At 35.7% G+C, this 14,064-nt stretch carries 15 protein-coding genes and 1 pseudogene; 7 read left to right on the top strand and 9 right to left on the bottom strand.

The genetic code is table 11. The annotated features are described in order from the left end of the window. Together VEU72_04080 and VEU72_04085 are read right to left on the bottom strand one after the other, a co-directional pair. A complete protein-coding gene (locus tag VEU72_04080; protein ID HYL66311.1) occupies nucleotides 1-648 on the bottom strand; it encodes a PhoU domain-containing protein in 648 nt (215 codons plus the stop codon). Between the two features lie 192 nt (nucleotides 649-840). Continuing rightward, a pseudogene (locus VEU72_04085) lies at nucleotides 841-978 on the bottom strand (AbrB/MazE/SpoVT family DNA-binding domain-containing protein). Between the two features lie 62 nt (nucleotides 979-1,040). On the opposite strand from VEU72_04085, the gene VEU72_04090 reads away from it, so the two are divergent. Genes VEU72_04090 through coaBC form a run of 4 tightly spaced genes read left to right on the top strand, consistent with a single transcriptional unit; the run spans nucleotide 1,041 to nucleotide 4,731 of the window. Next, nucleotides 1,041-1,928: a GHMP kinase gene (locus VEU72_04090; protein HYL66312.1), complete on the top strand. Its 888-nt coding sequence runs from the start codon at nucleotides 1,041-1,043 to the stop codon at nucleotides 1,926-1,928. Next, nucleotides 1,928-2,674 carry a phosphopantothenate/pantothenate synthetase gene (locus tag VEU72_04095; protein HYL66313.1) on the top strand — a complete coding sequence of 249 codons (747 nt, stop codon included), beginning with the start codon at nucleotides 1,928-1,930 and terminating at the stop codon, nucleotides 2,672-2,674. The genes VEU72_04090 and VEU72_04095 overlap by 1 nt, the downstream gene beginning before the upstream one ends. After that, nucleotides 2,667-3,500, top strand: a complete 834-nt coding sequence (gene panB, locus VEU72_04100; protein ID HYL66314.1) for a 3-methyl-2-oxobutanoate hydroxymethyltransferase — start codon at nucleotides 2,667-2,669, stop codon at nucleotides 3,498-3,500. The genes VEU72_04095 and panB overlap by 8 nt, the downstream gene beginning before the upstream one ends. Further along, nucleotides 3,493-4,731, top strand: coding sequence for a bifunctional phosphopantothenoylcysteine decarboxylase/phosphopantothenate--cysteine ligase CoaBC (gene coaBC, locus VEU72_04105; GenBank protein HYL66315.1), 1,239 nt, complete (start codon nucleotides 3,493-3,495; stop codon nucleotides 4,729-4,731). The genes panB and coaBC overlap by 8 nt, the downstream gene beginning before the upstream one ends. Nucleotides 4,732-4,847: 116 nt before the next feature. Here coaBC and VEU72_04110 read toward each other — a convergent pair whose 3' ends face one another. Both VEU72_04110 and VEU72_04115 read right to left on the bottom strand, forming a co-directional pair. Continuing rightward, the gene (locus VEU72_04110; protein ID HYL66316.1) at nucleotides 4,848-5,135 is read right to left on the bottom strand and encodes a hypothetical protein; all 288 of its coding nucleotides are present in this window, start codon (nucleotides 5,133-5,135) and stop codon (nucleotides 4,848-4,850) included. A gap of 202 nt (nucleotides 5,136-5,337) precedes the next feature. Beyond that, entirely contained in the window at nucleotides 5,338-6,399 is a 1,062-nt protein-coding gene (locus VEU72_04115) for an aminopeptidase P family protein (protein ID HYL66317.1), read from the bottom strand. 71 nt (nucleotides 6,400-6,470) lie between these two features. Here VEU72_04115 and VEU72_04120 point away from each other — a divergent pair, with 71 nt between their 5' ends. Beyond that, nucleotides 6,471-7,475 carry a tRNA (5-methylaminomethyl-2-thiouridylate)-methyltransferase gene (locus VEU72_04120; protein ID HYL66318.1) on the top strand — a complete coding sequence of 335 codons (1,005 nt, stop codon included), beginning with the start codon at nucleotides 6,471-6,473 and terminating at the stop codon, nucleotides 7,473-7,475. A 72-nt stretch (nucleotides 7,476-7,547) separates the two neighbouring features. Continuing rightward, a complete protein-coding gene (sepF, locus tag VEU72_04125) occupies nucleotides 7,548-7,826 on the top strand; it encodes a cell division protein SepF (GenBank protein ID HYL66319.1) in 279 nt (92 codons plus the stop codon). On the opposite strand, the gene VEU72_04130 is transcribed toward sepF, so the two are convergent. Continuing rightward, nucleotides 7,818-9,749: a beta-CASP ribonuclease aCPSF1 gene (locus VEU72_04130; protein ID HYL66320.1), complete on the bottom strand. Its 1,932-nt coding sequence runs from the start codon at nucleotides 9,747-9,749 to the stop codon at nucleotides 7,818-7,820. The genes sepF and VEU72_04130 overlap by 9 nt on opposite strands. A 10-nt stretch (nucleotides 9,750-9,759) precedes the next feature. Beyond that, complete coding sequence (psmB, locus tag VEU72_04135; protein HYL66321.1) at nucleotides 9,760-10,392, bottom strand: archaeal proteasome endopeptidase complex subunit beta; 633 nt, start codon at nucleotides 10,390-10,392, stop codon at nucleotides 9,760-9,762. A gap of 89 nt (nucleotides 10,393-10,481) precedes the next feature. Here psmB and VEU72_04140 point away from each other — a divergent pair, with 89 nt between their 5' ends. After that, nucleotides 10,482-11,543, top strand: a complete 1,062-nt coding sequence (locus VEU72_04140; protein HYL66322.1) for a sn-glycerol-1-phosphate dehydrogenase — start codon at nucleotides 10,482-10,484, stop codon at nucleotides 11,541-11,543. Between the two features lie 2 nt (nucleotides 11,544-11,545). On the opposite strand, the gene VEU72_04145 is transcribed toward VEU72_04140, so the two are convergent. From VEU72_04145 to VEU72_04155, 3 genes are read right to left on the bottom strand one after another with little or no spacing between them, the layout of a single operon-like run. Then, nucleotides 11,546-12,301, bottom strand: coding sequence for an FKBP-type peptidyl-prolyl cis-trans isomerase (locus VEU72_04145; GenBank protein HYL66323.1), 756 nt, complete (start codon nucleotides 12,299-12,301; stop codon nucleotides 11,546-11,548). A gap of 43 nt (nucleotides 12,302-12,344) precedes the next feature. Continuing rightward, complete coding sequence (locus tag VEU72_04150; protein HYL66324.1) at nucleotides 12,345-13,487, bottom strand: alanine--glyoxylate aminotransferase family protein; 1,143 nt, start codon at nucleotides 13,485-13,487, stop codon at nucleotides 12,345-12,347. A gap of 42 nt (nucleotides 13,488-13,529) precedes the next feature. Continuing rightward, the gene (locus tag VEU72_04155; protein ID HYL66325.1) at nucleotides 13,530-14,027 is read right to left on the bottom strand and encodes a nicotinamide-nucleotide adenylyltransferase; all 498 of its coding nucleotides are present in this window, start codon (nucleotides 14,025-14,027) and stop codon (nucleotides 13,530-13,532) included. Nucleotides 14,028-14,064 lie beyond the last annotated feature (37 nt).

Here is a 14,064-nt window from a genome sequence, read left to right on the forward strand (position 1 = left end):
TTATGTGTAAACTGGCTTTACAAGATCAGCTATATCATTCCAACAGCGTGCAATCCTATCAAAGGAATATACAATATCAAACAGATCAATTGAGGTCTGTTTTTTTGTCTCAAGTAAGGAACGAATCTCGGAAATTTTCTTATGATATTTCCTATGAAGCGTTATAGCTTCAATTGCAAGCGATCTATTATGACTAATGAATGCCTCAATTGACTTTTCATGAACTTTTTCAATTTCCTTTGCAACATCATAAATCTTTTTGATTTCAGCTGGCATTAATGATAAACCTGTAAGCGAGTTGGCAAGATCTACTATAGTATCACCTGCAGCTTCAAGAAGATTTGCTGCTATTCTGTAATCTAAAATGTCAATATTTTCAAGATTTAATGCATGAGCAAGTTTCTTGTCAACCATAGTACTTCGAATCAATCTTACAAGCAGGAAATATTGTCTGTCTATTTCATCATCACGGTTTACCATTGTTTGCAGTACAGTCTTGTCACTAGATGTCAATGTGCTTAATGTATCACGAAACATTCCAAGAGCGATTGAGCTCATACGTTTTAAAATTTTTTCTGGACTAAGTGTCGTTGCATCCAACAAAAAATGTACATTTACATTTGTCGAGTCTTCGTCAACAATTTCCATGCCAACCAATCTACGCATTGACGTTCTGATCTTTTCTCTGTCTTCAATTGAAATGGTTGATTTGCCTTTTATCTTGATTATATCATATCCAAGAAGATAAGCACCTGTGATATCTGCAATAACATTTTCTTCTTTTGAAACAGGATATGATATTGTTACTTCCTTTGGTTGTCTGATGTCTCCTGATGGAGTAATGGAAAGACTGTCTGAACCAGTTTCTATTTCAACCTCATCACTTTTTTCTAACTTGTTTGAATCAATCCATTCTTTTGGTAGCGAAACTAGAATACTACTACCAATTTTTTGTAGGCGCCGAATAAATTTAGTCAGTTTAAATCAATATAAATAATTTAATCATCATTTTTATATTTTACTCAAATTTAAATTTGATCATGCAGGCAATAGCCTTCTGTCCAGGTCATATTACCGGTTTTTTCAAAGCTGAGATAGATGAGAAGAGACCAGAGCTTCAAGGTTCTATTGGAGCAGGATTCTGTATAAAGGAAGGTGTTACTACACGTGTCAACATTTCAAGTTCTAAGAAACCTAGTTTTAAAATAAAAGTTACAGGATATCAATCGGATAACACCCAAGTTTCTGAGTTTGTAATTGGGGAATTTTTCAATCTTGTAAAAGAAAATTATTTTGTAGATGTTGAGCATCAAATTGAAATTCCAGTTGGTTATGGACTTGGCTCAAGCGGTGCTGTTGCACTAAGCTTGGCATTTGCATTAAACAAAGCATTCCAAACAAATCTTTCTAGAACCCAGATTGGGCAGATAGCTCACAAAGCAGAAATTTTTTGTAAAACTGGTCTTGGGACTGTTTTATCTTCATACCATGGAGGTTTTGAGATTAGAACAAAACAAGGTGCACCCGGTATTGGATCATTAAGAAAAATTCATATGGATTCTTCTGCAATAGTGATTTGTTTTTCCCCTATTTCAACTAAAAAATTCATAAAAAATGATTTGTCAAAAATAAATGGCCTTGGTGGAAAGATGGTAGGTAAGCTAATTAAATCAAGAGATTATCAGGAATTTTTAGACATGTCGTTGGAATTTGCAAAATATGTTAACGTTATCACACCAAAGATGCATACTGTAATTAAAGATCTTCAAAAAAATGGTTTCAAGTGTGGTGTTGCAATGTTTGGAGAAACTGTCTTTACTTTAATTCCCAAATCAAAAGAGGAACTAGTGATTGAGATTTTGAAAAAATATGATGGCGGTATTATGATCAAATCAAGTATTGATACTAGCGGAGCAAGGGTTTCCTAGTGCTAATTCCAAAATCACATCCTAGGGCTGCATCCCTACATATCAGAGAAAGACTAGTTTCAGGATACAAGTTGGGTTTGGTAATAGAAGAAGGCCTTTTAGCTCATGGTAGGGGCGAGATGTTTGACTATCTCATAGGGGAAAAAACCTCAAAATACTCTCTGAAAGCCATAAAAGCTGCCTCAGAATCTCTCATTTTGGCAAAATCGCCAGTCATATCAGTAAATGGGAACTTTGCTGCATTATGTCCAAAAGAGATCGTGCAGCTTGCCAAGATAATTAATGCAAAAATTGAAATCAATCTGTTTTATGCAAATGAAAAAAGAAAGAAAAACATTGCAAAGGCTTTGAAAAAATATGGTGCGAAAGAGATTTTGGGACTTGATCCTAAATATTCTAAAACAATTCCAAAGCTAGATAGTGCAAGAAGAATTGTAGATCAGAGAGGAATATTTTCTGCTGATGTTGTTTTGGTACCACTTGAGGATGGTGATAGAACAATTGCATTAAAAAAATTTGGAAAGAAAATAATCACTTTTGATCTAAACCCCATGTCCAGAACTGCACAGACAGCTGATATCACAATTGTAGATAATGTCATTAGAGGAATGAAAATTCTAATTGATTATTCTAAAACACTTGTAAAGAAAAGGAATCCTCCAAAAATTAAATTTGACAACAAGAAAAACTTGGCATTTTCTATTAATCTTGTGAAAAAAAATCTTAGGAGAATGGCAAATGCCTAAATCTGTAAGGGATATTCTATCGATGAAAAATTCTAAAAAAATTACTGTACTTACTGCATATGATTATACCACAGCTCAGCTTTGCGACAAGGCAGGAATAGACATCTTACTTGTTGGAGACAGTGGTGGGATGGTGATGCTTGGTTATGAAAATACGATTCCAGTTACAATGGAGCAGATGTGTTTCTTTACAGAAGCTGTTGCAAGAGGAAGACAAAATGCAATGGTTGTGGCAGATCTACCTTTCATGTCATACCAAGCAAGTAAATCTCAAGCAATAGAAAATTCAGGTAAATTAATCAAGGCAGGAGCAGATGCTGTCAAGCTAGAAGGTGGCCTTGAGGTAAAAGATACTGTTCATGCTATAGTAGAAGTAGGTATACCTGTAATGGGTCATATTGGATTTCAGCCACAAACTACCACTCTGCAGGAAGGATACAAGGTTCAGGCAAAGACAAGAGATGCTGCAGTAAAGCTAATCGAGGCTGCAAAAGTACTCGAAGAGGCGGGAGCTTTTAGCATAGCTTTAGAGATGGTTACAAAAGAAGTATCAAAGATAATTTCAAATTCTATCAACATTCCAACAATAGGAATTGGATCTGGATCAGATTGTGATGGTCAGGTCCTTGTTATTCATGATGTATTAGGATTGTATGAAAAAATAAAACCAAAGTTTGCTAAAAGATATCTTGAGCTTTCTGGTGAGGTTGTTAAAGCTGTTACATCTTATAAAAATGATGTAATATCAGGCAAGTTTCCAGCTAATGAGCATTCTTTTTCTATGGACAAGTCCGAGCTTGAAAGGTTGAAAAAAGAAATTGCATAAACATCCATCATTTGATATTGTTGGCTCAAGTGGAACTGAGCTTACTGGAAAAAAAATTGTCTTGTGTATATCTGGGAGTGTTGCAGCATACAAGGCAATTGAATTAGCTAGACTGTTTATGAGATATGGTGCAGATGTCACTTGCGTTGCAAGCAAAGCTGCAACAAATCTGATCAAGTCAAGTTATTTTAAGTGGGCAACTGGAAACAAAGTAATTACACAACTTACTGGCGATCTTGAACACATCAAGGTTGCAGATTACAAACGTTCGGATCTGATTGTGGTTTATCCTTGTACTGCAAACACACTTGGGAAATTGGCAAACGGAATTGATGATACGCCAATTTCTACTGTCTTGAGTGTTGGACTAGGTTCCAAAATACCAATTGTTATTGCACTTGCCATGCATGAAGCCATGTATGAGAATCCTGCAGTGGCAAAAAATATAGAGTTTCTAAAAAAGAAAATTGATTTTATTGCTCCAAGCTTTGTTGAAGGCAAGGCAAAAGCTGCCGAGCCTGAGGAAGTGCTTGATTTTGTGCTCAAAAAGTTTGGTTCCTCACCTATTTTGAGAGGAAAAAAGGTGTTAATGACTGCAGGTCCTACAATTGAGTACATTGACCCAGTACGAGTAATTACAAATCAAAGCTCAGGCAAGACTGGTGTTTTGTTGGCATCAGAGCTTGTTTCTGCTGGTGCCAAAGTCACTTTCATTTATGGCCCAGGAACAGAACAGCCACCTAAAGGTGCCAAAGTCATAAAAGTTGAAACAGCCCAAGAAATGCTAAACGCTGTAAGAAAAGAGATGAAACAAAAATTTGATATTGTGGTTTTAGCTGCTGCAGCATCTGATTATACTTTAGAAAAACCAAGCAAGACAAAGATTAAAAGTGATCTTGATAAGATTGTTCTAAAATTAAAACGAGTTACAAAAATCATTGATGAGATTAAAAAAATACAGAAAGATGTTTTTCTTGTTGGGTTTAAAGCGGAAACCAATCTACCCAAAGAGAAATTGATCAGTGAAGCAAGAAAAAAACTAAGAGAATCAAGCGCTGATCTTATTGTAGCAAACGATATTGGATTGAAAAAATATAAAGAAAATCCAGACTACAACAATATAATTATCGTAGATTCAAAGAAAACGGTTCAATTAGGATGGAAGAAAAAATTAGAAATTGTCAAATTTGTCCGTAAAGAAATAGAAAAACGAATTTCTATGTTTAAATAATAACTGTTTCTATTTCTAGATCTGTTAAGTAGTTGAGTGTTATACTAATGATCTTCTTTGTGTTCAGTTTCGGGGGTTGTTTTAGAATTGTTATAGATTTCCTACGCTAGAAGCAATTATTGATTTATGATATCAAGAAATCTTTTAGTGATTTGATTTTTTATAGAGTTTCTCAAGTCTTTGTTAATAGAATCCACTATATCCTTATGAGCACTGCTAAAGTGTTTTTTTATCACTTGATGTAGATATTCTGGGTGCTCATAACAATCCGAAATTTGACATTGATATTCATTTTTCAATATTTGTACAATTGTGTTGTAAACATACATTCCAATATTTAATAACGCCTTTTCTATAACTACCGTCACCAATTCTTTGTACATTAGTTCTTTGTCATCATTCAATGAAATTTATGATTCGCATAGTTTTTATCAATTCATGAGGTTGGATATAGAATACTGTTCTAATTTTTTGATGCCAACTTGATAAGACTTTCTATCTTATTCTGACCAAGTTCAAGCTTGATCCCAGTTGTTCTGCAGGAGTTTTCTTTATTGAACTGTGATCTCTAATGAAATTGTAATCAATTATTATTCAGCTACACTATCAAATGATAATCAAATCTTTCGTAAACTTGTGCATCACATCAGCTTTGTTATTTACTATAACAGAATCTTCAATTCTTACACCGAATTTGTTTGGAAGATAAATTCCTGGTTCTACAGTTATTGCCATATTTTTTTCAAGATTTGTCTTACTTAATGGACTCAAACATGGCAGTTCATGAACTTCTAGTCCTAATCCATGACCAGTAGAATGAATGAAATATTTTCCATATCCTTTCTTTGTGATTATTTTTCTACAGACATCATCTATTGATTTGCAAGAAGCTTTTGGTTTAACAGCTTTAAGGCCAGCTTCCTGCGATTGTTTTACAATTTCATAGACTTTTTTTGCTTCACTTGAAATAGTCCCCAGTCCAAATGTTCTTGTTGCATCAGAGACATATCCCTTGTATCGTAGTGTGAGATCAACTACAATCATGTCACCGCTTACAAACTTTCTTTTTGTCACCTGTGCATGTGGTAATGCACTATTTGGTCCACCAGCTATTATTAGAGGATTAAGAGTTGACTTGTATCCAGTTGCAAATGCTTCTTTTTCCATTGCATACGACATTAAGATAGTTTGAAGCTCAGACTCTGACTGCCCTATTTTGATTTCATCAACACAAAGATCGTATATTTCATCTAGTATCGAAGATGCCTTCTTTAGGAGTCCAATTTCTTTTGAATCTTTTACCTCCCTTGCGCGGTAAAATGGTTCTGTAGTTGATTTTACACCAGAAATGGATTTTTTGAGCGTCTGAATTACATCGTAATTGTTACTATCTGTACAAATATTCTTGCCTTTTAGCAATCCAATAAGAGTAGAAAGTGATCCTTTGCCGCGCTCCGATTTTACTATCTTACAGTTAGTAGACTCTTCCTTAGCACGACCCATCTCTAGTTCCGGAGATACAATCGTAGTACCATTTTTGTCCAATATTCCAATTGCCTCGCCCCAAAATCCTGTCATGTAATAGAGGTTTTCAGGCTCAAATGCCACTAGACTATCACAGTCTATTTTATTACAAAATTTCAGAAGGTTTTGCCTACGTTTTTGCAATACACAAAATCTACAAATTCTTAATTTATGTTTGCTGGAAGGTTTAGATATCCGAAAACGAGAGATTTTCTGTGGAAGAAAAAAAGAAGATTGTAGCATTATTGTCAGGCGGTCTTGACAGCCGACTAGCTATCAAAATGATGCAGAAACAAGGATTTGAGGTAGAAGCAGTAGCGATCAAGACACCATTTTGTGATTTTGATTGTGGAAGAGGATGCGGTTTTGAAATACGAGAAACTGCAGACAATCTAGGTGTAAATCTAAAAACAGTTTATCTTGGAGATGAGTATATTGAGATGCTAAAGCATCCAAAGCATGGATTTGGATCGGGAATGAATCCATGCATTGATTGTAGAGCAATGATGTTTGAAGCTGGAAAAAAACATATGGAAGAGATCGGTGCCGAATTTATAATTTCAGGCGAAGTTTTAGGTCAAAGACCAATGAGCCAGCACGGTCCAGCTCTTAGAACAATTGAAAAAGAATCTGGTCTTGAGGGAAAAATAGTAAGACCACTTTCAGCAGCTTTGCTTCCACCTACAGAACCAGAACTAAACGGCTTGATTAAAAGAGAGGATTTGGGAAAGATAAGGGGTCGATCAAGAAAGGATCAGTTAAGAATGGCACAAGAATTTGGAATTGAAAATCCACCAAATGCGGGTGGTGGTTGTCTTTTAACAGATCCAAAATTTGCTATCAGAGCAAAAGATCTTTTCAAACATATACAAACACCAACTACTAATGATATTGATCTATTAAAAATTGGAAGACATTTCAGATTTGATGAGAAAACGAAATTCATTGTTGGAAGAAACCAAGATGAAAATGAAATGCTCAAAGCTTTAGCATTAGATGGTGATGTGTTACTTGAAACAAAAGATCATGTTGGACCAGTTTCATTAATCCGGGGAGAAATTTCTCAAAACCTTTTGGGATTAGCTGCAGCTATTACACTGCGATATTCCGATGCACCAAAAGATGTCCCAAGTGTTGTGGTATCACAGAAAAAGGACATAAAGTCAGAAATTTCAGCAATGCCAGTTGACGAGTCTTCTTACCTGCAATACAGAATTTAGTCGTGCAAGCTAGTCTGTGAAATGCAATTGACTAGCAAGACTTTTTGAGGGAGTACTTTGCATCTACTTTGTATGCAGACTCAAAAGGCACCCACTTACTTGAAAGCCATCACATTAAGGGATACTAGTGATGTGCATTCCGTAAAAGAGGATATCAAAAAAAACATGATTCTGGTGTTAAGGGTAACCCCACTTGCACAAAAAAATGTAGATGAGTTAAGAAAAGTAGTAGAAGAAATTTATGCCATTGCAAAAACTCATGACGCAGATATTGCAAGATTAGGAGAAGAAAGAATTATTGTCACTCCTCCAGGTGTTAAGATCTGGAAAGCAGAGTACGATCTAAAGTAATCTTATTCCTTCTTGTACTTGAGGACAAACAGTTGTGATTCTAAACATTCTGTGAATTGATGCAGAAAGATTTTCACATTTCCTTCTTTCACCGTGATTTACAATCACTCTTCGTAGTTTTGGTCGTAGTTTGTGTACATATGACATAAGTTGGTTGTAGTCGCTGTGACCACTAAATCCATCAAGTTTTTCTGTAGAACAGTTTATGTTAATTACTTCTATTTTTCCTTCTTTTCCAACAACTGAAACTTGTCGTGAACCATCAAGCACTCTCCTTCCCAGGGTTCCATTAACCTGATATGAAACAAACAAAATTTTATTTTTTTGAACAGGTGCAATGTTTTTGAAATATTCCAAGACAGGTCCTCCTTCCAGCATTCCAGATGTTGCAATTATAATACATGGACCTTCACGTAATGGTTCTTCTCTTGCATCAGCATGTTCAATATTTGTGAAATATTCAGAATCAAATGGATTATCATCTGTTTCCAAAATCTTTTGTCGCAATTCGCGTGCAAGATATTCTGGATAGGCCTCATGAATTGATGTTGCTTCTTGGATCATTCCCTCCATAAATACGGGAGATTCTACTATTTGCCCTGACTTCATGTATTGATCTATTACCATCATAAGTTCCTGTGCACGACCAACTGCTGGTATTGGAATTAGTACCTTACCACCGTTTCTTAGCGTCTCATTTACCGATTTGATGAATGCAGCCTCTACTTCTTCTCGTGAAGGCTGGATATCCTCTTTTGCACCATAGGTACTTTCTATCAGAAGGGTTTCAACACGTGGAAAGTTCCAAGATGCACTTTCAAGAAGCATTGTTTTTCCATATTTGAGATCTCCAGTGTAGACAAAGTTGTGGTCACCATTTCCTATGTGAAAGTGACAAGAAGCAGAGCCCAATATGTGACCTGCGTTGGAAAGAACAAGTTTGATGTCTGGAGAAATGTCTGTTACAGTTCCATATGGAAGTGTTATTGTTTGCTTCATGACTTGCTTGACATCTCTTTCAGAATATAGCGGAACTCTGCCCTGAGCAGCAGCAACTTTGATTGCATCAAGCTGAATTAGATTCATCATTGGTAAAGTTGGTTCAGAACAATAGACAGGTCCCTTGTAGCCATATTTGAAAAGGGCAGGTAAGAATCCAGTATGATCAAGATGTGCATGACTGATTACAATTGCATCAAGTTCGTCTAGTGTGATATTAGTCCAATCAAGTCTTGGATATGCTTCTTGTGCATTTCTGGTACCGGGGTTGACACCACAATCTATCAAAATTTTGCTTTCATGTGTTGTTAAAAGCATACAAGATCTACCAACTTGACTAAATCCGCCCAATGTAAGAAGAGAAACTTCGGCATCTTCTGAAAGTTTTGGTCTGAAAATTTCTTCTCCAACTTGTTTGAGATGCTTACTTCTCTCTGAAGATGAAATCTTTAGGTTATAGTTTATGGTTTGTATTGTTTGTGATTGATTTGCAGTAGCTTTTCTTATTCGTAGTCTCCAACCTGTCTTTTCAACAACATCAGCCATGTTGAATGTTTCAGTATTATACAAAAGCCACGGCCGCTTTACTTCAAGTGTTACCTCACCTATTGCAGTATCAAAAAAGGTACCACGCAGATCTGCATCTTTTGGCATTGATTGAGTAAGAATCTGCCTTGCTTCTTCCTCAGATTTTCGTATGGATTCTTCTGTTCTTACAACGATTCTCTTTTTTATCACATTTACCATGTTAGAGATTACTTCGTTGTGTTCCATCAGATAACGGGGTTTTCTTGTATAAATTGCAATTCTTGGACCTTCATAATCTATTTTGGTAACATCAGCTTCTTTTGGGATACTTTGTAGTATTGTACCCATTATGTTTGTGGATGGCGATATTTCACGTTGTTGTTGTTTTCTTTGCAATTAAAATTCACTAAAGTGTAATGATGGCTTTCTTCTGCTCTTTTGTCAAGAGTCTATATCCATTCTTGTCTATAATTGCGACGTTTATTCCGTCACCAGTTCCAATGTTTCTTGTTATTGCAGCTTTTACAGCTCGTAAAGCAATTACCTTGCCTTCTTCTACATTAAGTCCATCACGGTATTCATTTTCTAAGAGGCCGTATGCAACTGGAGAACCGCTTCCTGTTGTCACAAAGGTTTTCTTTTCAAGGGAACCAAACATGTCTATGTTGTATAATGATGGTCCCAGATTATCATATCCTCCAACAAGTATGTCTGCGATAAATGGATAGTATCTGTTCTGGAAGAATATCAGAGAAGCAAGTTTTGCAATAGATTTTATCGGAAGATATTCTTGTTTTTCTATTCTATGTATATTGGAATGATATCTTAGCATGTCAGTAACGTTTTGCGCATCTGCAACACCACCAGCAATTGTCATTCCTGCATGCTTATCGATTTGCTGTATTTTCATGGTATTGTTATTTGCTATGAAATAACCTGCACTTGCTCTCATGTCTGCACACAATACTACACCGTCGGTACAGGAAATTCCTACCGTAGTTGTTCCATGTAATGTGTGTTGTTCAACATAGTCTGACAAATAACATTCTCCTTAACTTAAGATACTTAGACTAGGAAAACACCCGTTTAAATAACTTTGTGTTGAGCAAAACGGGAGATTGATAAATAATGAGATTTCATCAAAAATCTATGCCTTCTCATGTAATGGAGCTTCCAAGAAAAATAGTCATCGGAGAAAATAACATTGGTGATATTGGAAAGTTTATAGCTGATCTAGCTAATCCAAAAAAGGTTTCAGTTGTCTCTGGCGATCATGTAAAAAAAATAACATACAAAAAAGTTGCAAATTCATTTGCTTCTTCTAAAATAAAAAATATCTGGCATACAAGTATAAATAATGACGTAAAATCTGTACAAAAAGTTCTAAATGAAATTAGGAAAGACCATAGTGATTTGATAATAGGAATTGGTGGAGGGAGATCAGTTGATATTGCAAAAATGGCGGCAGTTACTTTGAAAAAATCTTTTGTTAGCATCCCAACTTCAGCATCACATGATGGAATTGCAAGTCCATTTGTTTCTATACGTGGAGAAAAACCATATTCTGTTATTGCAACAGCACCTCTTGGAGTCTTTGTTGATATTAAGATCCTAAAGAAAGCGCCAAAAAGACTTCTAGCCAGTGGATGTGGAGATTTGATGGCCAAAGTTACTGCAGTTAGAGACTGGGAGCTTGCAAGAGATAATGTTGGAGAATATTTTGGAACCTATGCTGCAAATCTTGCTTCAATGAGTGCAAAAATTGTAATTGAAAATTCAAAGAATTTCAAAAAAAGACCAGATGTCAGAATGATAGTAGAAGCTTTGATCAGTTCTGGTGTTGCTGCCTGTATTGCTGGAAGTAGTAGGCCCTGTTCTGGTGCAGAACATCTCTTCTCTCATGCTATTGATTATCTAGAGTCTGGTGTTGGATTACATGGAGAGAAATGTGGTATAGGATCTATCTTGATTGCAAAACTGCAAGGTCAAGACTGGAAAAAAATTGTTCAAATGCTAAAAAACGTAGGGGCTCCAACCACCGCAAAAGAGATTGGTCTAAAACCAAAAATTCTTGCAAAAGCTCTTACTATTGCTCAATCACTCAGACCTGAACGATATACTATTTTAAGCCAAGTAAAAATGAATGAGGAAAAAGCTATTACACTAGCAAAAAGTACTGGTGTTTTGTAAATTTAGGCAGCCTTTGGTTGTACTGGTTTTTCTTCCGATTTGACTTCAGCTGATTTTGCTTCTGGTTTTTCAGCTTTCTTGTTGTTGTACGTTTCAATATAGTTGATCTTTTCTAGTTTGTTTACAAACTTGAAAATGTCATTTGCTATAATGCGTTTTATTGTACTTAGTCCTTCTGCCATAAGTATCTCATCTGGCATTGTAACATTAAGTTCTGAGCCTTTTACCTCAAATTTCAGCTTTGAATCATCAACAGGTATGTTTCTCTTTAAGAGACCCATTATCTTTTCTTCGTCAGTGTTAAGAGATTTTATTACATTAACATCATAAAGTATTGTCTTTCCAGCAAATCTGTGATTGAAATCAACTTGAACTCTACCAGATCCAATAAATCGAATAATTCCAGTTCTTTCATCAATTTCTATTGTATCACCAACCGAAACTTTTTCGGCATCATCACCAAGTTTTCGAAGTGGAATCATGCGAACCTTGGCAGGATCTCTTGCTCCAAATCCCTTCTCTGGGGGTACCTCTACAGTTAGCTTGTCTCCAGCACTTGTGTTAAGTAATGCATCATCTAATCCTTTGAGGACCCATGACTCTCCAACTGAAATGAGTCTTGGCTGATATTTTCTATTAGCATCATGTATTGAATTTGTTTTGGCATCATCTTCTCTAGTCGTTTCAAAAACTTCGTTAGTGTCTTTTACCTTTGCAGTATAATCCACTAAAACCAGTGTGCCTTTTTGGAAAGTCAATGTGATCGGTGCTTGGAATTCCTTATATTAAGTTAACATGAGTTTAAAGCGCTTTTAGTTTTTCTTCAGCTACTTTGAGTGCTTCTGGGTTTGTCTTGTATCCCATCATATCAAGAGTTGAGGAGATTGCAGAGATTGTTCTCATTACATGATATTTGTGAACTTCACCCATACATCCTACTCGAAATACTTTTCCTTTTAATTCACCAAATCCACCTGCAACAAGGACTCGGAATTTTTCTGAAAGTGTTGATCTAAATGTTTTGTCTTCTAATCCTTGCAGATAGTTTAGTGCAATTACAACTGTAGATCTTGCATCTTGTTTTGCGAATGGACTAAGACCCATTGCACTAAGACCTGAATAAAATGCATCAGAACAAACTCTATGTCTTTTTATTCTTGCTTCCATTCCCTCTTCTAGAATAATGTCAAGTGCTTCTCTGAATGCATAAAGTAATGGGAGTGCTGGCGTAAATGGTGTCTCTTTTGTATCATCATAATATTTGAAGTATCTTGCCAAGTTAAAGTAAAAAGTTGGAGGTGGATTTGCAATCATGTATTTTTTTGCTTTTGGACTAATTGATATTGGTGAGATTCCAGGAGGTGCAGCCATTGCCTTTTGTCCTGCTGCAATACAAACATCTATTCCCCATTTGTCTACAGGTAATTCTTCGCCACCAAGTATTGAGACAGCGTCAACTACAAAGTATGAGTCGTTTCTTGAGGTAAGTTTTGAGATCTTGTCCAAGTATTTCACTTGTGTTCCTGTAGATGTCTCATTATAGACTACATAGAATGCCTTTACATCCTTGTTGTTATCAAAAGCCTCTTTTACTTGATCAAAAGTAGCATTTTCTCCAAAAGGAGTTGTAAGTCTTATGACGTTTGCTCCTTGCCATTCTAGCATTGTAGCTAGTCTACTGCTAAATTCTCCGTTTACAGGAATTATTACTTTATCTCCTTTTTTTATTAGATTTACAACTGATGCTTCTACTGCTCCAGTTCCTGAAGCAGTTAATGCAACAATGTCATGCGAGGTTTGAAAGACCTTTTGTGTTTTTTCTATAACATCAGTGTATAGCTTAACAAAATCTTTGCTCCTATGATTTATTGTAGGAGTAAACATCGCACGGGTAACTCTTTCGGGAACGTTTGTTGGCCCCGGCAACATAACCAAATATTCCAAATAAATTCTCCAATCTTAACGATTAGGAACCACTATTTATAATTACAGAATTTTTGAGAGTCGTCTTTCTGCATCTATTTTTAATAGTATGTTTTTAGTTCCTTCTGGCACAAGTTCCATCCAGTTTATTCCCATTGCTATCATTTCACGAATATTGGTTCCAGAGATCACCTCCCTTTGTAACAGAGGCACTGGAATAATCTTGATTCCACGTTTTTGATAAAGTGCTATTGTAAAATCATCATTTGAGAATACCACATCATATTTTGGTACAATAGAATCAACGTGCTGTGTCCACTTTGCATGATCATCGACGTCTGGAATATAAAATATCTGAACTCTGTTTAAGGTGAATTTATCTAAAGAAGATAGTATCATTTCCTTTCTTTCATCAGCAGAAAATGGATTTCTTTTTTCATTATTTTTATTTGAGCTGCCTATACCTATCCAAAGATTCTCTACTTGAGAGAGTCCAAAATTTACTGCTGCGAGATGTCCTTTATGAAAAGGTTGGAATCTGCCAATTAAGAGACCATTCATAATAAAAATTGATTTTAATTCTTTAAAAAACTATCAT

Source organism: Nitrosopumilaceae archaeon (genome assembly GCA_035631875.1).
In the GTDB taxonomy this organism is placed as follows: Archaea; Thermoproteota; Nitrososphaeria; order Nitrososphaerales; family Nitrosopumilaceae; genus TA-20.

Bases quoted from the DNA above. Each gene is read 5' to 3' on its own strand.
- VEU72_04090 (HYL66312.1), top strand. From the start codon at position 1,041: ATGCAGGCAATAGCCTTCTGTCCAGGTCATATTACCGGTTTTTTCAAA.
- VEU72_04140 (HYL66322.1), top strand. From the start codon at position 10,482: ATGAGATTTCATCAAAAATCTATGCCTTCTCATGTAATGGAGCTTCCA.
- VEU72_04080 (HYL66311.1), bottom strand. From the start codon at position 648: ATGGAAATTGTTGACGAAGACTCGACAAATGTAAATGTACATTTTTTG.
- panB (HYL66314.1), top strand. From the start codon at position 2,667: ATGCCTAAATCTGTAAGGGATATTCTATCGATGAAAAATTCTAAAAAA.
- sepF (HYL66319.1), top strand. From the start codon at position 7,548: ATGCAGACTCAAAAGGCACCCACTTACTTGAAAGCCATCACATTAAGG.
- VEU72_04155 (HYL66325.1), bottom strand. From the start codon at position 14,027: ATGAATGGTCTCTTAATTGGCAGATTCCAACCTTTTCATAAAGGACAT.